The sequence below is a fragment of the Leifsonia naganoensis genome, from assembly GCF_013410615.1.
Classification (GTDB): domain Bacteria; phylum Actinomycetota; class Actinomycetes; order Actinomycetales; family Microbacteriaceae; genus Leifsonia; species Leifsonia aquatica.
The window spans coordinates 3,283,701-3,303,743 of the sequence record NZ_JACCHJ010000001.1 but is presented as its reverse complement, the minus strand read 5'-3'; the positions used below and the strand labels follow the sequence as shown (position 1 = coordinate 3,303,743).

The 20,043-nt window shown below is 71.2% G+C and carries 21 protein-coding genes; 14 read left to right on the top strand and 7 right to left on the bottom strand.

Features of this window, described 5'->3' with window-relative positions; genetic code table 11:
- The first annotated feature begins 22 nt into the window (after positions 1 to 22).
- From HNR14_RS15950 to HNR14_RS15935, 4 genes are all read left to right on the top strand, one after another.
- Positions 23 to 1,435 (top strand): aspartate aminotransferase family protein, encoded by a 1,413-nt coding sequence (locus HNR14_RS15950; RefSeq protein WP_179701816.1) that lies wholly within the window; start codon positions 23 to 25, stop codon positions 1,433 to 1,435.
- Between the two features lie 123 nt (positions 1,436 to 1,558).
- Positions 1,559 to 2,674 carry an NYN domain-containing protein gene (locus tag HNR14_RS15945; protein ID WP_179701815.1) on the top strand — a complete coding sequence of 372 codons (1,116 nt, stop codon included), beginning with the start codon at positions 1,559 to 1,561 and terminating at the stop codon, positions 2,672 to 2,674.
- A 98-nt stretch (positions 2,675 to 2,772) separates the two neighbouring features.
- Positions 2,773 to 3,708, top strand: a complete 936-nt coding sequence (locus tag HNR14_RS15940) for an NADP-dependent oxidoreductase (protein ID WP_179701814.1) — start codon at positions 2,773 to 2,775, stop codon at positions 3,706 to 3,708.
- 39 nt (positions 3,709 to 3,747) lie between these two features.
- A complete protein-coding gene (locus HNR14_RS15935) occupies positions 3,748 to 4,539 on the top strand; it encodes a nucleotidyltransferase domain-containing protein (RefSeq protein WP_179701813.1) in 792 nt (263 codons plus the stop codon).
- A gap of 18 nt (positions 4,540 to 4,557) precedes the next feature.
- Here HNR14_RS15935 and HNR14_RS15930 read toward each other — a convergent pair whose 3' ends face one another.
- Together HNR14_RS15930 and HNR14_RS15925 are read right to left on the bottom strand one after the other, a co-directional pair.
- Complete coding sequence (locus HNR14_RS15930) at positions 4,558 to 4,878, bottom strand: DUF7882 family protein (RefSeq protein ID WP_021762285.1); 321 nt, start codon at positions 4,876 to 4,878, stop codon at positions 4,558 to 4,560.
- Between the two features lie 3 nt (positions 4,879 to 4,881).
- On the bottom strand, positions 4,882 to 5,250 hold the full coding sequence (locus HNR14_RS15925; RefSeq protein WP_021762287.1) for a DUF7882 family protein: 369 nt from the start codon (positions 5,248 to 5,250) through the stop codon (positions 4,882 to 4,884).
- A 78-nt stretch (positions 5,251 to 5,328) separates the two neighbouring features.
- On the opposite strand from HNR14_RS15925, the gene HNR14_RS15920 reads away from it, so the two are divergent.
- Together HNR14_RS15920 and HNR14_RS15915 are read left to right on the top strand one after the other, a co-directional pair.
- Complete coding sequence (locus tag HNR14_RS15920; RefSeq protein ID WP_021762289.1) at positions 5,329 to 5,574, top strand: hypothetical protein; 246 nt, start codon at positions 5,329 to 5,331, stop codon at positions 5,572 to 5,574.
- A 34-nt stretch (positions 5,575 to 5,608) separates the two neighbouring features.
- Entirely contained in the window at positions 5,609 to 7,030 is a 1,422-nt protein-coding gene (locus HNR14_RS15915) for an MFS transporter (protein ID WP_343064515.1), read from the top strand.
- Here the strand turns inward: HNR14_RS15915 and HNR14_RS15910 are convergent.
- From HNR14_RS15910 to HNR14_RS15900, 3 genes are all read right to left on the bottom strand, one after another.
- The gene (locus HNR14_RS15910; protein WP_343064514.1) at positions 7,020 to 7,931 is read right to left on the bottom strand and encodes a carbohydrate ABC transporter permease; all 912 of its coding nucleotides are present in this window, start codon (positions 7,929 to 7,931) and stop codon (positions 7,020 to 7,022) included. The two genes, HNR14_RS15915 and HNR14_RS15910, sit on opposite strands and share 11 nt — an antisense overlap.
- Positions 7,932 to 7,944: 13 nt before the next feature.
- Positions 7,945 to 8,826, bottom strand: coding sequence for a carbohydrate ABC transporter permease (locus HNR14_RS15905; protein WP_179701812.1), 882 nt, complete (start codon positions 8,824 to 8,826; stop codon positions 7,945 to 7,947).
- Positions 8,827 to 8,938: 112 nt separating this feature from the next.
- The gene (locus tag HNR14_RS15900) at positions 8,939 to 10,249 is read right to left on the bottom strand and encodes an extracellular solute-binding protein (RefSeq protein WP_343064513.1); all 1,311 of its coding nucleotides are present in this window, start codon (positions 10,247 to 10,249) and stop codon (positions 8,939 to 8,941) included.
- Between the two features lie 214 nt (positions 10,250 to 10,463).
- Here HNR14_RS15900 and HNR14_RS15895 point away from each other — a divergent pair, with 214 nt between their 5' ends.
- From HNR14_RS15895 to HNR14_RS15865, 7 genes are all read left to right on the top strand, one after another.
- Positions 10,464 to 11,729 carry an amylo-alpha-1,6-glucosidase gene (locus HNR14_RS15895; RefSeq protein ID WP_179701811.1) on the top strand — a complete coding sequence of 422 codons (1,266 nt, stop codon included), beginning with the start codon at positions 10,464 to 10,466 and terminating at the stop codon, positions 11,727 to 11,729.
- 105 nt (positions 11,730 to 11,834) lie between these two features.
- A complete protein-coding gene (locus HNR14_RS15890; protein WP_179701810.1) occupies positions 11,835 to 12,629 on the top strand; it encodes a sugar phosphate isomerase/epimerase family protein in 795 nt (264 codons plus the stop codon).
- Positions 12,626 to 13,525, top strand: coding sequence for a phosphogluconate dehydrogenase C-terminal domain-containing protein (locus tag HNR14_RS15885; RefSeq protein ID WP_179701809.1), 900 nt, complete (start codon positions 12,626 to 12,628; stop codon positions 13,523 to 13,525). Before HNR14_RS15890 ends, HNR14_RS15885 begins: the two co-directional genes overlap by 4 nt.
- Complete coding sequence (locus HNR14_RS15880; RefSeq protein ID WP_179701808.1) at positions 13,522 to 15,264, top strand: dihydroxyacetone kinase family protein; 1,743 nt, start codon at positions 13,522 to 13,524, stop codon at positions 15,262 to 15,264. The genes HNR14_RS15885 and HNR14_RS15880 overlap by 4 nt, the downstream gene beginning before the upstream one ends.
- Complete coding sequence (locus HNR14_RS15875) at positions 15,261 to 15,731, top strand: ribose-5-phosphate isomerase (RefSeq protein ID WP_179701807.1); 471 nt, start codon at positions 15,261 to 15,263, stop codon at positions 15,729 to 15,731. Before HNR14_RS15880 ends, HNR14_RS15875 begins: the two co-directional genes overlap by 4 nt.
- On the top strand, positions 15,731 to 16,522 hold the full coding sequence (locus HNR14_RS15870; RefSeq protein ID WP_179701806.1) for a triose-phosphate isomerase family protein: 792 nt from the start codon (positions 15,731 to 15,733) through the stop codon (positions 16,520 to 16,522). The genes HNR14_RS15875 and HNR14_RS15870 overlap by 1 nt, the downstream gene beginning before the upstream one ends.
- A gap of 9 nt (positions 16,523 to 16,531) precedes the next feature.
- Positions 16,532 to 17,275, top strand: a complete 744-nt coding sequence (locus HNR14_RS15865) for an FCD domain-containing protein (protein ID WP_179701805.1) — start codon at positions 16,532 to 16,534, stop codon at positions 17,273 to 17,275.
- Positions 17,276 to 17,520: 245 nt separating this feature from the next.
- Here the strand turns inward: HNR14_RS15865 and HNR14_RS15860 are convergent, their stop codons facing one another.
- Positions 17,521 to 18,528, bottom strand: a complete 1,008-nt coding sequence (locus HNR14_RS15860; protein ID WP_179701804.1) for a LacI family DNA-binding transcriptional regulator — start codon at positions 18,526 to 18,528, stop codon at positions 17,521 to 17,523.
- Between the two features lie 69 nt (positions 18,529 to 18,597).
- Here HNR14_RS15860 and HNR14_RS15855 point away from each other — a divergent pair, with 69 nt between their 5' ends.
- Positions 18,598 to 19,494, top strand: a complete 897-nt coding sequence (locus tag HNR14_RS15855; RefSeq protein WP_179701803.1) for an SMP-30/gluconolactonase/LRE family protein — start codon at positions 18,598 to 18,600, stop codon at positions 19,492 to 19,494.
- A gap of 125 nt (positions 19,495 to 19,619) precedes the next feature.
- Here HNR14_RS15855 and HNR14_RS15850 read toward each other — a convergent pair whose 3' ends face one another.
- Complete coding sequence (locus tag HNR14_RS15850) at positions 19,620 to 20,027, bottom strand: carboxymuconolactone decarboxylase family protein (RefSeq protein ID WP_179701802.1); 408 nt, start codon at positions 20,025 to 20,027, stop codon at positions 19,620 to 19,622.
- Positions 20,028 to 20,043 lie beyond the last annotated feature (16 nt).

Below are 20,043 nucleotides of genomic sequence, written 5' to 3'. Positions count from 1 at the left end.
GCGACGAGACACGAGGATCCTCATGACCACCCTCCCCACCACCGCCCGCACCGGGTTCGACGACCGCACCGGGGCGCACCATCCCTTCGGTGACACGGACGCCGAGACCCAGGTGCGCAGCGACGACCGCAGCCACGTGTTCCACTCGTGGAGCGCGCAGGCGCAGATCGACCCGCTGCCGATCGCGGCCGGCGACGGCTCCACGTTCTGGGACTACCAGGGCAACGCGTACCTGGACTTCAGTTCCCAGCTGGTCAACCTGAACCTCGGGCACCAGCACCCGGACCTGGTCGCGGCCATCCAGCAGCAGGCCGGTCGGCTCGCGACCATCCAGCCCTCGATGGCGAACGACGTGCGCGGCGAACTGGCGCGCCGCATCGCCCGGGTCGCCCCCGGCACCCTCGACAAGGTGTTCTTCACCAACGGCGGCGCCGACGCGAACGAGTACGCGGTCCGGATGGCGCGCCGCGTGACCGGACGCCGCAAGGTCCTCTCGATGTACCGCTCGTACCACGGCGGCACTGCCACCGCGATCTCGCTGACCGGCGACCCGCGGCGCTGGCCGAACGAGCCGAGCGACCCCTCGGTCGCCCACTTCTTCGGGCCGTACCCGTACCGGTCGGCCTTCCACGCGACCACGCCGGAGGAGGAGACGCAGCGCGCCCTCGAGCACCTCGAGAGCGTCATCGTGCTGGAGGGCGCCGCCACAGTCGCGGCGATCATCATCGAGACCGTCGTCGGCACCAACGGCGTGCTCGTCCCGCCGCCCGGCTACCTGCCCGGCGTGCGGGCGCTGTGCGACAAGTACGGCATCGTCTACATCGCCGACGAGGTCATGGTCGGCTTCGGCCGCATCGGCGAGTGGTTCGCGGTGGACGCCTTCGACGTCGTGCCCGACCTCATCACCTTCGCGAAGGGCGTGAACTCGGGATACGTGCCGCTCGGCGGCGTCGTCATCTCCGAGCCGATCGCGTCGTACTTCGACGACGTGTCGTTCGCGGGCGGCCTCACCTACTCGGGCCACCCGCTGGCCTGCGCCGCGGGCGTCGCGACGTTCGAGGTGTTCGAGCGCGACGGCATCCTGGAGCGCGTGCGCGACCTCGGCGACCGCGTCGTCGAGCCCGAGATCACCTCCTGGCTCGACAAGCACCCGTCCCTCGGCGAGGTGCGCGGGCGCGGGCTGTTCTGGGCGCTGGAGCTCGTGCGCGACCGGGAGACGCGGGAGCCGCTGGTCCCGTTCAACGCGACGGGCGCCGACGCGGCTCCGATGGGAGCGGTCGCGGCGGCGTGCAAGGCGGCCGGCGTGTGGCCGTTCACGCACTTCAACCGCGTGCACATCGCCCCGCCGCTGGTGATCGAGGAGGACGAGCTGCGCCGCGGCCTCGCCGCCATCGACGCCGCGCTCGACGTCGCGGACCGCTACACCGCCTCCTGACCCGCTCTACCCCTCCGCATTTGGCCCAAATGTCGGGTATGCCGCGCGCATTCCCGACATTTGGGCCACATCTGCGAGGCGCCGGCACAGGGAGGGGACGGGCGCGCGGGATATCGTGGGGCCATGAGTGAACCTGGGCACGGCCGCGTCGCGGTCTACATCGACTTCGACAACATCGTCATCTCCCGCTACGACCAGGTGCACGGACGCGGGCAGTTCATGCGCGACCGGCAGAAGTCGTCCGGCGACAAGCCCAAGCCGGCGTTCGCGGCCAAGCTCGAGGAGGCCAGGGTCGACCTGGGCGCCATCATCGACTTCGCGTCGTCGTTCGGCACGCTCGTGCTGACCCGGGCGTACGCCGACTGGTCGGCGACGGTGAACGCCGACTACCGCGGCCAGCTCGTCGGCCGCGCCGTGGACCTCGTCCAGCTCTTCCCCGCCGCCGCCTACGCGAAGAACGGCGCCGACATCCGGCTCGCCGTCGACGCCGTCGAAGACCTCTTCCGCCTGCCCGAGCTGACCCACGTGGTCGTCGTGGCCGGCGACTCCGACTACGTGCCGCTGGCCCAGCGGATCAAGCGCCTCGGCCGCTACGTGATCGGGATCGGCGTCGCGGGCTCCACCGCGAAGTCCCTCGCTGCCGCGTGCGACGAGTTCGACAGCTACGACGACATCCCGGGCGTCGCCCACGACGAGGTCACGGACGACACCGCGGACGAGATCGTCGAGGAGGCCGCCGCCGACGGGGCCGCGACCGGCAGCGCTGCGGCGGAGGCCCCCGGTGCCGACACCGTCGCCGCCGCGCCCGAGAGCGACGGCGACGCCGCCAAGGCCGAGCCGGCCACCACGGGACGCGGCTCGCGCTCCCGCCGGAAGCGCACCCCGGCCGAGCAGCCGGCCGAAGCCGCCGAGGCCGCCGAGCCGACCCCGGTCGAGCAGGCCGACGCCGAGCTGCAGGCCGAGGCCACGCGCCTGCTCACCCGCGCCCTCCAGCTCGGCCACGAGAAGGACGACACCGAGTGGCTGCACAGCTCCACGGTGAAGGGCCAGATGAAGCGGATGGATCCGTCGTTCAGCGAGAAGGCCCTCGGCTTCCGCTCGTTCAGCGACTTCGTGAAATCGCGCAGCCCGATCGTCGAGCTCGACGACAGCTCGACCGCGCAGATGGTGCGGCTCGCCCCCACCCGCTCGCGCCGCGCCCGTCACAGCGGACGCGCGACCGACACCGTCTCGGCCTGACGTCCGGCCGTCGCACCCGGATGCCGTGTGGCCGCTGAGTCGAGAAGCTGCGCCGAGACGCTGAGCCGGCACACAGCATCCGGGCGTTGACTGGCCCCATGGCACGACAGTGGATCGCGACGCGATGGGGTGGACCCGAGGACTGGGAGCTGGTGGAGCGGGAGGTCGCCGCGCCAGGGCCGGGTGAGGTCACCATCCGGGTGCGCGCCGCCGGGGTGAATCCGGCCGACTACAAGCACGTCTCCGCTCCTCGCCCCGGCGTGGAGCTGCCGGTCGCCATCGGCTACGAGGTCGCCGGTGTGCTGAGCGCCATCGGCCCGGGCACCGAAATCGGCACCGGCGCCGCCGCGGTCGGCGACGCGGTCGTGGCCTTCCGCATCCAGGGCGGCTACGCCGACGAGGTGACCGTGCCCGCGAAGGACGTCTTCGCGAAGCCGGAGCGCATCCCCGACGAGGAGGCCGCCAACCTCCTCCTCGCGGGCACCACCGCGGCGCAGATGCTGCACACGGTGGGAGCCCGGGCGGGCGAGACCATCCTGGTGCACGGTGCCTCCGGCGCCGTCGGCGTGATGATCCTGCAGCAGGCCGGAGAGCTCGGCGTGCACGTCGTCGGCACGGCGAGCGAGGCGAGCTTCGCCCGTGTGCGCCGCTTCGGCGGCGTCCCGGTGCTCTACGGCGACGGGCTCGCCGACCGGGCGCGCGCAGCGGGCCACGGGCCGATCGTCGCCGCCCTCGACACGGTCGGCACGGACGAGGCGATCGACGTCTCCCTGGAACTCGTGCCCGACCGCTCCCGCATCGTCACGATCGTCGCCGCGGCCCGCGCCGAACAGGAGGGCTTCGCCGCCGTCTTCGGGGCGCAGCCGGAGAGCCAGGCGTACCGCGACTCCGTCCGCGCCTCCCTGCTCGAGCTGGCCGGCAGCGGTCGCCTGCAGGTGCCGATCGCGCGGACCTACCCGCTGGACGAGGCGCCGGAAGCCCTGCGCTTCCTCGCCGAGGGCCACCCTGGCGGGAAGATCGCACTGCTGCCCTGAGCGGGGCGCCTGACTCGAGCTCGCCGATACCATCGGCACATGCGTGCCATCCCCGACGACCTCGACGCCACCATCGTCTCCGCCATCGATGACCGCCTGGCGGGAATCGAGCGTGACCATCGGGTGACGATCCCGTGGGCGATCGAGAGCGGCAGTCGCGCGTGGGGGTTCCCGTCGCCCGACAGCGATTACGACGGCCGATTTCTGTTCGTGAGACCGGCTGCCGATTACCTGCGACTCACCCCGCTCCGCGACGTGATCGAGACACCACTCGATGCGATCTACGACGTCAACGGCTGGGATGTCCGCAAAGCCCTCGCCCTGCTCGTCGGAGGCAACGCGACGGTCGTGGAGTGGCTCCGCTCCCCGATCATCTACAGCGGTGACGCCGCCTTCCGCGAGGGGATGCTCGACCTCGCGGCCCAGGTGCTCGATCGCGAGCGCGTGCTCGACCACTACCTCCATGTCGGGATCCGGCACCGCGACGCCCAGGACGGCCGGCTCAAGCGCTTCTTCTACGCGCTGCGGCCTGCCGCCGTGCTGGGATGGCTGCGGACGCATCCCCGCGAGTCGATCGCGCCGATGGACCTACCGACACTGCTCGCCGAGGCCGACCCGCCGGCGGGGGTCGTCGATGCGGCGTCCGCGCTGATCGCGCGCAAGGCCGTCACCCGCGAGCTGGGAGCCGGCGAGGCTCCGGACGTGCTGGTCCGTTATGTCGACGACGAGCTGCTCCGGGCCACGGAACGGCAGCAACGACCGCGAACGGACCGCGCGGCGGCCGAGCGAGTGGCCAACGCCTTCTTCGTCCGCCTCGTCGCCCTGTCCTGACGAACGCCAGCGGCTCGCCTACTCGCTGAAGTGGCCGGACTCGGCCTCCTCCTCGGTCATGACCACCATGCCGCCGGTGCGCTGGCTGGAGTGCAGCAGGGCCTCCATCCACCGCTCGTTGAGCACGGGCGGGCGACTGCCGGCGAACACGAACGCCATGGGGATCTCGCGGCTGACCCAGATGCTCATCCGCCCGCCGCCCTGCTCCGGCGGGATCTGCCAGTTGAGCAGGAAGCTCTCGTGGCGGCGGAGCTTGGTGACCAGCGCGATCTTCACGTGCGACAGGGTGCGGTCGTCGAACTCGTACTCCTGACCGTTGGCGTAGAGCAGCTTGCCCATCGCTCAGCCCTCCTTGCGCTGCTGCGACCGTGCGGCCTTGTAGGTGCCCTCCGGCACCTCGGCGCGGATCTCGGCGCGCAGGGCGTCTTCGAGCACGAGGCCGCCGTTGCCGTTGGCGCGCTCGGTGAGCAGCCCCAGCCACTCCCGGTTCAGCTCGGGGAACGTCGGATGGGCGAAGACGAACTGCAGGCTGATGGCGGGATCGAGCCAGATCGAGCGCAACGTTCCCTCGGCGCCCACCGTCGTGTCCGTCCAGATCAGGAGGAAACCCTCCCGCCGCCGGAGCTTGGTCGCGATGACCGCCTGCAGGTGCGCCAGTACGCGGTCGTCGAAGGCGAATCCGTCCGCGCCGTCGTAGATCAAAGTGCCCATCGTTCCTCCGGCTCCCACTTTCGCGGCGAGCGGGCGCGTCGTCAAGTGATCCGCGGCCCTCGGCGTAAAGTCCGGGCCATGGACGCTCTCACGCGAACCATCAGAGCGGCCCTCCTCTACGAGGACGGCCGGACCTTGGACAGCCTCGTCGTGGTGCCGCTGATCGGCGGATGTCCGCCGGGCGAGATCCGCGTCGCCACCCTCTTCGCCGGTGCACTCGCGTACGACGTGTACGAGCTGGCGGACGAGGAGGAGTACGCGGGAGTCCCGGCGTACCCCTACCGCTCGACCATCCCCGTGACGACCGACGACCTCGACGCCTGACCGCGGCCGGCCGACGCCTGATTAGGCTGGGCGGGTGACCTCCTCCGCCCCGGGACCCCGACCGCGCGGGAGCCGGGTGGGCGCCGCCGTCGCCGCGCTCAGCGTCGGGACGGTGCTCAACCCGCTCAACTCGTCGATGATCGCGGTCGCGCTGGTGTCGCTGCAGCGCGACTTCCGGGTGGATGTGACGACGGTCACCTGGGTGATCACCTCCTTCTATCTGGCCTCGGCGGCGGGACAGCCGCTCATGGGGCGGCTCGCCGACCGGTTCGGGCCGCGCCGGCTGTTCCTGTTCGGGATGATCGTCGTTGCGATCGCCTGCGCCGTCACGCCGTTCGTGCAGTCCTTCGCCGCCGTCTGCGCCGGCCGGGTCGCCCTGGCGATCGGGACGGCCACGGCGTTCCCCTCCGCCATCGCCATGCTGCGGCCGCTCTCGGCCGGGACGGACGTGGGGACCCCGCGGCTGCTGGGACGCCTCCAGATCGCCAACACGTCCGGCGCCGCGATCGGCCCGGTGCTCGGCGGGGCGCTCGTCACCTTCCTCGGCTGGCAGTCGATCTTCTGGGTGAACGTGCCGCTCGCCGCGCTCGCGTTCGTCGGCGTGTGGGTGTTCGCGCCGCGGGACGCCGAGCGGGAGCGCGTGCCGCTGTCGCGCACCCTGGCCGAGTCGGACATCCCGGGCATCCTGCTCTTCGTCACGACCCTGACCGCGCTGCTCGTGTTCCTGCTCGACCTCTCCCCCGCGCCGCTCTGGTGGCTGCTGCCGATCTTCGCCGCGGCCGGCGCGGCGTTCGTCTGGCGGGAGCTGCGCACCCGGCACCCGTTCCTCGACCTGCGCCTGCTCGCCGCGAACCGCCGGCTGATGATGGTGTACCTCTGCTTCGCGATCTTCAGCGTCGTCTACTACTCGGCGTTCTTCGGCCTCCCGCAGTACCTGCAGGCGCACGCGGGCTACCCGGCGGGCATCGCGGGCCTCCTGATGTTCCCGCTGGCCGCGGTCACCATCGTCGCGACGCCCCTGGCGGCCCGGGCGATCGAGCGGGTCGGGCTGCGCCGGACCCTGCTCTGGGGCGCGTCGTCGCTGATCGTCGGTGCGGCCCTGCTCGGCGTCGCCACGGTCTCGACCGCGCCGTGGGTCGTGCTGGTGCTGACCGCCGCGCTCGGCATCCCCTACTGCGTCGTCAGCATCTCGATGAACCAGGCCCTCTACGCGTCGGCGCGGCCGGAGGACAGCGGCGTCGCCGCCGGCATCTTCCAGACCTCCCGCTACGTCGGCGCGATCGTCGCCACCACCCTCCTCGGGCTGCTCTTCAGCAGCGGGACGACCGGGGGCAGCTGGCTCACCGCCGTCGCCGTCGCGACCGGCCTGGCCGTCGTGCACCTGGGGCTGCTGGTGTTCGTGCGGCCGGGTGGGCGCGCGGCGGGCGCGGCGGATGGAGCGACGGCTACCCCTTGATCGCGCCGGCCGCGAGGCCCGCCATGATGCGCTGGTTGAGGAAGAGGTAGATGACGAGGATGCCGCCGACGGTCATGCAGATCGCCGCGAAGAGCGGCCCGTAGTCGGTCGCGCCGTAGTCGCCCGAGAAGTTCAGCAGGCCCACCTGGATGGTGTTGAGCTGGCGGGGAGCCGCGAAGATGAGCGCCATGAGCAGGTCGTTCCAGATGAGGAAGAACTGCACGATCGACACGGTCACGATCGCGTTGCGCGCCATCGGCAGGCCGACGAGGAAGAACGACCGCAGCATCCCGGCACCGTCGATCGTGGACGCCTCGAACACCTCGCGCGGCAGGGCGCGGAAGTAGGTCGCCATCATGAACACGGTCAGCGGCAGTCCCGATGCTGTGTAGATGACGATCAGCGGGAGCAGCGAGCCGGTGATGTGGAGGTTGAAGAACGCCGTGAACAGCGGGAGCACGATCATCTGGCCGGGGATCATGATGCCGCCGAGGAACAGCAGGAGCACGGTGCCGCGCCCCTTCCACACCATGATCTCCAGCGCGAAGCCGGCCGCGGCGCCGAGCACCACGATCAGAATGAGCGAGGGGATGGTGGCGATCAGCGAGTTGACGATCGTCGTGCTGAGGTTCGCGACCTCCCACGCCTTGCCGTAGTTGCCCCACTCCCACACCTGCGGCAGCGCGTAGGAGGGGTTGTTCAGGAAGTCGGACTTCGACTTCAGCGAGTTGATGAACATCCAGAACAGCGGGTACGCCGTGATCACCGCGAGGAAGATCACCACGAGAGCCGACGGGATGCGGCGCACGAAGCGCACGCCGAGCGGGACCGAGTCCTTGCCGCTCGGAGGGATCGGCCGCTGGGAGGTGGTCGCGACCGTGTCGAGAGAGGTGAGTGCCACGTTCGGCTCCGTTTCAGACGGTGTTGTCGCGGCGCGACGCACGGAAGATGAGCAGGGTCACGATCAGGCACATGATCGTCAGCAGCAGCGCGATGGTCGATCCGTACCCGTAGTCCGAGTACTGGAACGCCGTGCGGTACATGTACAGCGTCAGCGGCTGGGTCGAGGTGCCGGGGCCGCCCGCGGTGAGCGCGAAGACCGAGTCGAAGACCTTGATCGTGCCGTTGATGCTGAAGATGAACGACGCGAACAGGATCGGCAGCGACATCGGGAGGATGATGCCGCGCAGCAGCGACCAGCCGCGCGCCCCGTCCATGCGGGCCGACTCGATGATCTCGTCCGGGATGTCGAGGAGGCCCGAGAAGACGAGCACACCGTAGAAGCCGACGGAGCGCCAGACGTCCATGATGACGATGACGACGAAGGCGGTGTCGCCGGCGCCGAGCCAGTCGATGTGGTTCAGACCCACGTTCACGAGCAGCTCGTTCACGAGCCCGTCGGTCGGGGCCGACTGGAAGAGCTTCTGGTAGAGCAGCGAGACGGCGACGGTCGGGAGGACGACCGGGAAGAAGACGAGGGTGCGGATCAGGACCGACGAGCGCTTCAGCATGAAGTGGTAGATGAGCGCCAGGCCGTAGCCGAGGATCACCTGGAGGATCGTCACCAGCAGCGCGTACTTCAGGGTGAAGCCGAGCGCATCCCACACCGCCGGGTCTTTGAAGAGCCGCGCGAAGTTGTCGAAGCCGGCGAACTCGAACCCGCCCAGGGCGCTGCCCTTGAAGAACGTGAGGCCGAAGCTCCAGAGCACGGGGATCAGCATGATCGCCGAGTAGAGCAGCAGCGCCGGTCCCAGCAGGATCGTGATGGTCTTGCGGTCGCCGAGGACCGATCTCATGGCGGGGCCTTTCGTGGTGGTGCGGACGGGGCGGGGGTGCGCGGGAGGAGGCGCAGAGGTGTGCGGGAGGCCCGCGGGGCGACGCGATCGCCGCCCCGCGGGCCGCGACGGGTCAGCCCTCGTCGAGTGCGTCCTGCACGGACTTCATGAAGTCCTGCGGGGACATCTGGCCGGTGACCAGGAGTGCCGCGTTCTTGTTCGAGATGGTGCTCGCCTTGGCGTTGAACAGCGCCTCGAACCACAGCACGCTGTCGGTGCTGTTCTTGATCTCGTCGGAGATGTTCTGCGAGATCGCGGGCAGCTCGATCGGGTCGGTCGCGACGAAGCCGGTGATCTGGCCCTGCTTGAGGGCCTCGTTGCCGTAGTTGGTCGCGATGCACTTGAGCCAGCTCTTCACACCGTCGTTCGACAGCGCATCCTTGCTGAACGTAGCCGGGAGGCCGACGTTCGACGGGTACTGGTCGATGCTGCCGGCGCCGCCGTCGACGGCCGGGAGCTTGAAGAACCCGACGTTGTCGGCGCCGATGGCGTCGGAGTCGCTGTTGATGTTGCCGAGCAGCCACGAGCCCATGTAGATCATGGCCGACTTGCCGGTGAGGAACTCGTTGGTCGCGCTGTCGTAGTCGAGCGACGCGACGTTGCTGCCGAAGTAGCCGTTCTTGCCGAGGTCGGCGATCTGCTGCGCGGCGGCGACGTAGTCGGGGTCGGTCAGCTTGGCCTTGCCGTCGGCGACCTTCTGCAGCGCGTCCGGTCCGAGGTCGCGGTACAGGTAGCCCGAGATGAGGCGGGTCAGCGGCCAGCCCTGCTCGCCGGAGGCGGAGAAGGCGGTGAGGCCGGCAGCCTTGGCCTTGGCGGCCACGTCGAGCATGTCGGCCCACGTGGTCGGCACCTGCCAGCCGTTGTCCGCGAAGATCTTCTTGTTGTAGAAGATGCCCTCGATGTTGTACTGGTACGGCAGGAAGTCGAAGGTGCCGCCGTAGAGCTTCTTGATCGTCGAGATCGCTCCGGGCGCGATCTTGTCGAGCACACCGAGGTCCTTGAGCTCCTTCTCGAAGTCCGGGAGGACGCCGGCCTTGAGGAGCTTGGTGCCCTCGGCCGGGGTGCCGCCCGCGGAGAACATGGCCGGGAGTCCGCCCTGGCTCGCGAGCAGCTGGATGTGCGTGTCGAGGTCGGCCTGCGGGATGGAGCTGACCTCGAGCGGGAGCGCCTTCTGGTCGGCCGCGCACTGGTTCTGCGACAGCGCCTTGAGGATGGGCTCCGTGGTGGTGTTCTCGGCGTTCTTGGTGAACTCGAGCTTCGTGATGTCCCCGCCGCCGGATCCCCCGCTGCCGGAGCAGCCCGTGAGGACGAGGGCGAGGGCGCCGGCAGCCGCGAGGGTGCCGAGCATCGGGCGCGACAGGCGCCGACGCGTTGCTGTGGTCACAGTTCCTCCTTGAAATGTGAACGTTCTCTCCTGAGACGTTTCAAAGTGAGACGGTAGCTGTAGGTTTTCGCTGATGTCAAGCAACCGGTTGACCGGATTTCGGGCCGATGGGGGTTCTCAGGCGGAATTCTGCGGGTAAAACAACTTAATTTGGTCAACCGGTTGCTGCTTCTTAGTATAGGACCACATCGCCGACACGCAACGAGGAGTGAAGATGCTGGAGCGCCGGACGCGCCTGCTCGAAGAGCACATCCGTACCAACTGCGAGCAGATGGTGAGAGAGCCGTCTGGCCAGCTCACCCACCCCTACACGGTACCGTCGAGCCCCGACTCCCCGTACTACTCCACGGCCCTCTGGGACTGGGACTCCTGGGCCACGAGCATCGCCCTCGGGCAGGTGGAGGCCGACACCGACCGGCTCGGCCACTTCGCCGAGTACGAGCGCGGCAGCATCCTGAACTTCCTCGACCACACGGACGAGGACGGGGTGATGCCCATCCAGCTCACGCCGGACACGACGCTGCTGCACGGCGACCCCACCCGGGCCGGCGACTTCGGCGAGAACATGCACAAGCCCGTGCTCGCCCAGCACGCGGCGATGCTCGTGCAGCGGCTGCGGGACGCCGAGTGGGTACGCCCGCACCTGGGCACCATCGGCCGGTTCGTCGACCGGTACCTCGAGAGCCACGTGCACGCCCCCACCGGTCTCACCTACTGGCAGACCGACTTCGCCGTGGGTGTCGACAACGATCCCTCCGTCTACTACCGCCCGGCGAAGTCGACGGCCTCGATCTACCTCAACAGCCTCCTGTACCGCGAGCTGCTCGCGCTCGGCTACCTGCTGGAGGAGCTGGGCGACCAGCCGGAGGCGACCCGCCGGCGCCGCCAGGCACAGGATCTCGCCGACGCCGTGACCGAGCACCTCTGGGACGAGCGCGACGGCACCTTCTACTCCGCCGACCTCGACCTCCGCCCGATCGACCCGGAGGACTGGCTGCACCGCGGCGCTCCACGCACCTGGTCGTCCCTGCTGCTCCGCGTCGACAACTGGTCGAGCTTCCTGCCGCTGTGGGCCGGGCTCGCGTCGCGCGAGCAGGCCGAGCGGATGGTCGCGCGGCTGCGCGACGACCGCACCTTCAACGCCGCGTACGGCGTGCGGACCCTGTCGCGCCTGGAGAAGATGTACGACCTCCGCGCCTCCAACAACCCGTCGAACTGGCTGGGGCCGATCTGGGGCGTCAGCAACTACCTGGTCTTCCGCGGCCTGGTGAAGTACGGGTTCGAGGAGGATGCGATCGAGCTCGCGGAGAAGACCGTCGAGCTGTTCGGCCGCGACCTCGAGACCTCCGGCTCGCTGCACGAGTACTACCACCCGGACAACGGCGAGCCGATCATGACCAAGGGCTTCCAGAACTGGAACTTCACGGTGCTGAACATGATCGCGTGGCTCGAGGACCGCGTGACGCTCTCGGAGTACTAGGCACCGGCTGCGGCCACCCTTCTCCTCCCCTTCGTTTTCTCACCGACCGGTCATCCGGTCGACCGACTCTGGAAAGTGGTCAACCGGTTGATATATAGTGACCGCATGATCGGAACCGGCAGCTACGCCTACTTCTGGCGCTGGTCGTCGCGCGTCGACGAACCCTGGAGCCTCGCGGCGCAGCTCGCCGACACCGCGGAGCTCGGCGGCGCGGTCTTCCAGATCTGCGACTATCCCCCGCTGCTGGAGCTCGACCCGGCCGGGCTGCGGGAGGTGCGCCGCCTCGCCGACGACCTCGGCCTCCGTCTCGAACTCGGGACGAAGGGCGTCCGGGGCGAGCACCTGGCGCGCTTCCTCGGCCTGGCGGACGCGCTCGGCGCGACCCTGGTGCGCAGCATGCTGTTCACGCCCGAGTCTCGGCCGACGCTCGCCGAGGCCGACGCCGAGCTGAGGCAGGTCCTCCCCGCCTTCGAGGCGGCCGGGGTGACGCTGGCGCTCGAGACCTACGAGCAGGTGCCCAGCGGCGACCTCGTCGCACTCGTCGAGACGATCGGCAGCGACCGCCTCGGCATCTGCCTCGACCCGGCCAACTCCGTGGCCGCGCTCGAGCACCCGGCCGACGTGGTGGAGCGCTGCGCGCCGTACACCGCATCCATCCACGTCAAGGACTTCGCCTTCACCCGCCGCGACGGCTGGGTGGGCTTCACCCTCGAGGGCGCCCGCTTCGGCGAGGGCCTCCTCGACTACGACCAGCTCGACCGCGCCGTGCGGCCGGACGAGCGCAGCATCACCCGGATCGTCGAGCACTGGCTGCCCTGGCAGGGTGACGCCGCGACCACGATCCGGCTGGAAGACGACTGGACCCGCGCCACGCTGGCCGGGCTGAAGGAGAGAGCATGAGCACGACGACCACCGCCACCGAGACCCTGTCCCCGGCCGAGACCCTGGCCATCGCCGTCATCGGCGCCGGGGGCAAGATGGGGACGCGCGTCTCGGACAACCTCGCCCGCACCGCGCACGACGTCCGCTACGCCGAGAGCGGTGCCGCGGGGCGCGAGCGGGTGCTCGCCGCCGGCCGGACCCTCACCCCGACAGACGAGGCGGTCGCCGGGGCCGACGTGGTCATCCTCGCGGTGCCCGACCTCGCCCTGCAGTCCGTGTCGGCGGAGGTCGTGCCGCAGCTGAAGAGCGGCGCCATCCTGCTCACGCTCGACCCGGCCGCCGCCTACGCCGGCCTGCTGACCCGCAGCGACAGCGTCGTGCAGGCCGTCGCGCACCCCTGCCACCCGTCGATCTTCCTGCAGCGCACGACGCCCGAGGAGTATGCGGACACGTTCGGCGGGATCGCCGCCCCCCAGGACGCCATCGCCGCCGTCGAGTCGGACGACCCGGCCGTCCGGCAGCGCGTGGAGGACGTCGTGCGGGCGATCTACTCCCCCGTCGTCGACGTGCACTTCGTCACCGTCAAGCAGCTCGCGCAGCTTGAGCCGACCCTGGTCGAGACGATCGCCTGCATGATCGGCGGACTGCTGAAGGAGGCTCTGCACGAGGCGGTGCACACGATGGGCGTCCCCGAGCCCGCCGCTCGCTCCATCCTCCTCGGCCACACCCAGGTGGCGCTCGCGAACAGCCTGCGCGGCGACAACCCGTTCAGCGAGGCGTGCCTGATCGCGATGGACTACGGCCGCTCGGCGATCATCAAGGACGACTGGAAGCGCGTCTTCCAGGACGACGAGCTCGACAAGAACCTGGCCGCCATGCTGCACCTGGACGCGATCGTGCGGGAGGAGCCGTGACCCGCCTCTACAACGAGCCGAGCGACTTCGCGGCGGAGATGACGGAGGGGTTCGTCGCGGCGAACCCGCAATACGTCCGTTCCGTGCACGGCGGGGTGGTGCGCTCCACCCGCGTGGCCGACGGGACTCCGGCCCTGGTGGTCGGCGGCGGGTCCGGGCACTACCCGGCCTTCGCCGGACTCGTCGGTCCGGGTCTGGCGCACGGAGCGGTCATGGGCGACCTGTTCGCCTCACCCTCGGCCCAGCAGGTCCACACGGTCGCGACCGCGGTCGAGAGCGGAGGCGGCGTGCTCCTCTCTTATGGCAACTACGCCGGCGACGTGCTGAATTTCGACGCCGCCGAACGCCGGCTGCGCGTCGAGGGCGTCGCCGTCGAGACCGTCCGGGTCACCGACGACATCTCGTCGGCGCCCCGGGACGAGAAGGAGAACCGGCGGGGCATCGCGGGCGACCTCGTCGTCTTCAAGGTCGCGGGCGCCGCGGCCGAGGCCGGAGCGGACCTGGCGGCGACCGCACGGGTCGCGCGGCGGGCGAACGAGCGCACCCGGTCGTTCGGCGTCGCGTTCTCCGGCTGCACCCTTCCGGGTGCACCCGAGCCTCTGTTCACGGTGCCCGAGGGACGCATGGGCGTCGGGATGGGCATCCACGGCGAGCCGGGCATCGACGAGACCGACGTGCCCACCGCGGACGGTCTCGCCGCCCTGCTCGTCTCCGCGCTGCTCGACGAGCTGCCCGACGGCGTCGACACCGTGCGCGGCGCCCGCGTCGTCCCCCTCCTGAACGGGCTGGGCGCGGTCAAGTACGAGGAGCTCTTCGTCGTCTACCGCGCCGTGTCCCGCCTGCTCGCCGAGGCCGGCGCGGAGGTGATCGACCCGCACGTCGGCGAGTTCTGCACCAGCTTCGACATGGCCGGCGCCTCCCTGACGCTGTTCTGGCCGGACGCCGAGCTGGAGGACCTGTGGACCGCCCCGGCGGACACTCCCGCGTTCCGACGCGGCGGGATGGCGCCGGCCGAGCGGGTGGAGGCGATCCCCGACGCAGCCCCCGACGCCGCCGATCTGTCTCCCGCGCCTCCCGCCACCCCCGACTCCCGCGCGGTCGCCGACCGCATCGCCGTCGCGTTCGCCGTCGTGCGCGAGGCGATCGACGGCGCGGCCGCCGAGCTCGGGCGCATCGACGCGGTCGCCGGCGACGGCGACCACGGGATCGGGATGCAGCGCGGCACCCGCGCCGCCGCCGACGCCGCCGCGCGCGCTGTCGAGCGGGGCGCCGGAGCCGGCACCACGTTGGGTCGCGCGGCCGATGCCTGGGCCGAGCGTGCCGGCGGGACGTCGGGCGCACTGTGGGGCACCGCCCTCTCCGCCGCGGCGGGAGTGCTCGGCGACGACGGAGCACCGTCCGCTCAGACCGTCTCCGCCGCCGTCGACGCGGCGGCCGCCGCCATCCAATCGGCCGGGGGCGCGACCCTCGGCGACAAGACGATGATCGACGCCCTCCTCCCCTTCCGCGACGCGCTCGCCGAGCGGGTCGCGGCCGGCGACGACCTCCCGACCGCCTGGTCCGCCGCAGCGGACATCGCGACCGAGGCCGCCGCCTCCACCGCCGCGCTGCTCCCCCGGCTCGGCCGCGCACGACCGCACGCCGAGCACAGCCTCGGCACCCCCGACGCGGGCGCGACCTCGCTGGCCCTCGTGGCCCGCGCGGTCGCTCCCCTGCTCACGAGAGAGGACGCACGATGACCGACCTGCTGCGCCTGGTCGTCGGTTGCGACGACGCGGGATACGAATACAAGGAGGCCCTGAAGCGCGACCTCGAAGCCGATCCGCGGGTCGCATCCGTGGTCGACGTCGGGGTGGATGCGGACGGCCACACCTCCTACCCGAAGGTCGCCATCGCGGCCGCGGAGCTCGTCGCCGTCGGGCAGGCCGATCGAGCCCTCCTGGTGTGCGGCACCGGCCTCGGCGTCGCGATCTCGGCCAACAAGGTCCCGGGCATCCGCGCCGTCACCGCGCACGACAGCTTCTCGGTGGAGCGCGCCGTGCTGTCCAACAACGCGCAGGTGCTGTGCTTCGGGCAGCGCGTCATCGGCCTGGAGCTCGCCCGCCGGCTCGCCCGCGAATGGCTCGGCTACCGGTTCGACCCCACCAGCGCCTCGGCGGCGAAGGTCGCCGACATCGAGCACTACGAGGCGGCCGGAACCTGCTGATGACACCCCCGCTCTGCGTGGGCGTGAGCCTGAAGATGTACTTCGGACACACCCGCGCCCAGGACTGGCTGCGCGCCGTGGCCGCCCGGCTCGGCGCGCATCCCGCGCTCGTCCGCGGCGAGGTCGAGCTGTTCGTCATCCCCTCCTTCGTGTCGATCCCCGGCGCCGTTGCTGCCGTCGCGGGCACCCCGATCGTCGTCGGCGCGCAGGATGTCGCCGCACAGGAAGCCGGTGCGTTCACCGGCGAGGTCAGCGCGCTCGAGCTCGCCGAGGCGGGCGTGGGCGTGGTGGAGGTGGGGCACGCCGAGCGTCGCCGTCTCTTCGGGGAGGACGACGACATCGTGGCGGCGAAGACCGGCCAAGCTCTGGCCCACGGCCTCGCGCCGGTGCTGTGCGTCGGCGAGGCGCGTCCCGGATCAGCCGACGCCGCCCTCGCGGAGGTGCTGGGCCAGCTGCGCTCCGCCCTGCACGACGCACCGGACGGCCGGGTCATCGTCGCCTATGAGCCGGTCTGGGCGATCGGTGCGGCCGAACCGGCACCCGTCGCGCACATCCAGGCCGTCTGCCGTGGGCTGCAGGAGGCGGTCGGCGGGCTCCCCGGGCGCTCCGGCAGCCGGGTGATCTACGGCGGATCCGCCGGGCCCGGTCTGCTCACCGCGCTCGGCGACGACGTCGACGGGCTCTTCCTCGGGCGGTTCGCCCACGATGTGGAGGCGCTGGCCGCCGTGGTCGACGAGGCCGCACGGCGCGTCCGCTCAACCGGTTCCGCGATCTCGGCCGTCGAGCGCTAGCCTGGGACCGTGCCAGCCTTTCCAGACAAGCCCACCGACGGCATCGCCGCCGCCCTCGGCAGCGTGCCGATCGGGACCGCCGTCTCCACCGTCGCCAAGCGCCTCCTGGACCTCTTCACCAGCGGCGCCGTGCCCGCCGGAGCCCGGCTCCCACCGGAGCGCGAGCTCGCGCAGTCCCTCAACATCGGCCGCTCGGCCGTGCGGGAGGCGCTGGCCGCCCTCGAGATCCTCGGCGTCGTCGACGTGCGCCCCGGCAGCGGCACCTACCTGCGCGGAAGCGTGTCCGAGCTGCTCCCCGAGACGCTCAACTGGGGCCTGATGCTCGGTGAGCCGCGCACCCGCGAGCTCATCGCCGTGCGCGGGCGCCTCGAGGTCTTCGCCGCCGAGCTGGCGGCCTCCCGTGTCGACGACGACGGGCTCGCCCGTCTCGCCGGCTACCTGGAGACGATGCGCGACTCCGGCGACGACCGGGTCAAGTTCATCGAGGCGGACGTGAAGTTCCACGTCGAGATCGCCCGCACGGCCGGCAACGAGGTGCTGGCGGGGCTGCTGCAGAGCATCCGGTCCCTGCTGCGCGTCTGGGTCGAGCGCGGCCTCCACTCTGATGCCGACGCCGAGGCGGCCCTCGCCGAGCACACGGCCGTCTATGAGGCGCTGGCCGCCCGCGACGGGGCTGCGGCCTCCGCCGCGATGGAGGCGCACATGACCACCGCCGGCGCCCGCCTCTCCGGAACCCTGGCCGCCGCCGACTGAGCCGACTCGCTTCGGGCCGCACCGCGGCTGCCGTCTGCAACGGAGGAGATTCCGGCCCTAGACGCGCCGAAACGTGGGACGGGGAGGGAATCGGCGGCTCTTCACGCGGGATCTCCTCCGCTAGCCGCGCGACGGACGCGGTCGCCAACGGAGGAGATCACGGCCCGCGCGGCCCGGATCTCCTCCGCACCCCGCATGGGACCGGTCCTGAACCCGACATCCCCTCCTTTGCCCGCGTCGCGGAGTCAGCCCACCGCCGCACTGCTCGCGCGCACCACCAGCTCCGGCGCGTACACGCGCCGTCCTCCCGCCACCGGATCGTCGAACGCCGCCACCAGCAGGTCCACCGCCGCCGCGCCGAACTCCTCGTGCGGCGACCGGATGGACGTGATCGGGATGAGCGAGGCCGCCGCGAACTCGATGTCGTCGTACCCGACGAGCGCCACCTCCTCCGGAACCCGCACGCCCGCGGAGACGAGCCCCTGCAATAGCCCGAGCGCGAGGAGGTCGTTGGCGGCGAACAGCGCGTCCGGCCGGTCCTCCGGGGCCCGCGCGACCAGGTCGCGGGCCGCCTCCACTCCCCCGGCGATCGTGCGGTCCTCGACGGGGAGCACCTCCAGCGACGCTCCGGGCACGGCGTCGACCGCGCGCTGCGCCCCGCCCAGGCGGTCGCCGACCTGGCGGATGCCGACCGGTCCGCCCACGAACGCGAGCCGACGCCGGCCGCCGTCGAGCAGGTGCCGCGCGGCGAGCGCGCCACCGGCCACGTCGTCGACCGAGACCGACGCCTGCTCCGGCGACACCGCCGCCTGACCGACGAGCACGGTCGGGGTGCCGCGCCGCCGGATCACCGCCAGGCGATCCTCCACGCCCTCGTGGGACGCGACCAGCATCCCGCGCACCCGGTGCTGCTGGAACAGCTCCAGGTAGGCGTCCTCGCGGGCACGGCTGCGATTGGAGTTGGCGATGAAGACCGAGAGCCCGGCCTCGGCCGCGCGCTGTTCGACCCCCTCGGCGATCGTGGCGAAGTACGGGTTGCTCACGTCCGGCGCGATGTAGGCGATCGCCGAACTGCTGCCGGTGCGCAGCTGCCGGCCGACGATGTTGGGCACGAAGCCGAGCGTGTCGATGGCCTGCTGGATGCGCGCCGCCAGCTCGGCCGACACGCGGTCGGGATGGTTGAGGTAGTGCGACACCGATCCGTGCGAGACGCCCGCCAGCGCGGCGACCTCCCGCATCCCCACCGTGGCCATGGCGACTCCCTTCCGGCACCGATTCTGACACGTATCAAATCACTCGCGCCATCTGCCATGCTGGTACACATGGACATCGTCGACGGAGACACTCTGCTCGCTGCGGGCGCGACGCTCGAACGCGTGGCGACCGGCAGCGAGTGGGCCGAAGGGCCGTGCTGGGTGCCGGGCCGCGATCGGCTGCGCTGGAGCGACGTCGTCGGCGACCGCATCCTCGAGTTCGACCCCGCGACCGGCGAGACGGCCGTCTACGCCGAGCACGTCGAGTTCGTCAACGGCCGCACGCTCGACCGCGACGGTTCGGTGCTCCAGTGCTCCCACGGCCTCCGTCGCATCGAGCGCGACCGGGACTGCGTCGTGGAGCCGGTGGTCGATCACTACGGGTCCCTGCGGTTCAACTCCCCCAACGACCTCGTCGTGGACTCGATCGGCGCCATCTGGTTCAGCGACCCGCCGTACGGCCTGCACGAGAGCGGCCGGGAGGGGCATCCCGGGCGTCCCGAGTACGGCGGCAGCTACGTCTTCCGCGTCGACCCCGGCACCGGCGAGGCCGACGCCGTCGTCACCGACATGGTCCACCCGAACGGGCTGGCGTTCTCGCCGGACGAGTCGGTGCTCTACGTCGCCGACACGGGCTACCTGTGGGACGACCGTGCGCCGGGATGGATCCGCGCCTACGACGTGGTCGACGGCCACTGCCTGCGCCCGCGCGTCTTCGCGGAGGTGCGCCCCGGCAGCGCGGACGGCTTCCGGGTCGACGAGGCCGGCCGCGTCTGGTCGTCGAGCAAGGATGCCGTGCGGGTGTACAGCCCGGAGGGAGAACCCCTCCTGGTCATCCCCGTTCCCGAGACGGTGTCGAACGTGACCTTCGGCGGCCCGGACGGCCACGACCTGTACATCACCGCCACCACGAGTCTCTACCGCATCCGCACCACCACGCGCGCCGCCGCCCGTCCCACCCGCTGAGGGCAGCCTCCCGCTGCGCCGGCGCGGCCGGGACTGCGACTGCGGCGCGGCGGGACGTTTGCGGTGCGGCGCGCGGGCGCGAACGTCCCGCAACGCCGCAGTCGTCAGCGGCGCCCGCGCGAGCGCTACGCCTGCGGCCCGAGGGCGGGCGGGATCTCCTGGCCCTGCTTCGTCAGCTCGTCGGTGATGACGCCGATTGCGTTGAGCGCCTTCGGGAAGCCGCAGTACTGCACGGTGTGGATGACGGTCTCGAGGATCTCGGTCGGAGTGCAGCCCACGTTCAGCGCGCCCCGGGTGTGCCCGCGCAGCTGCGGCTCCAGCCCGCCGATGGTGACGAGGGAGGCCAGCGACAGCAGTTCCCGCTGGGCCAGCGTCAGGCCGGGCCGGGAATAGATCTCGCCGAAGTTGAACTCCACGCCGAATCGGGCGAGATCCTGCGCCAGGCCGGCCTGCTGGGCGACGAGGTTCGCGCCTTTGCCCGGGCCGTAGACCTCGTCGAACCAGCGCTCGCCGTTCCGCAGTCGTTCACTCATGGTCGTCCTCCGCAGG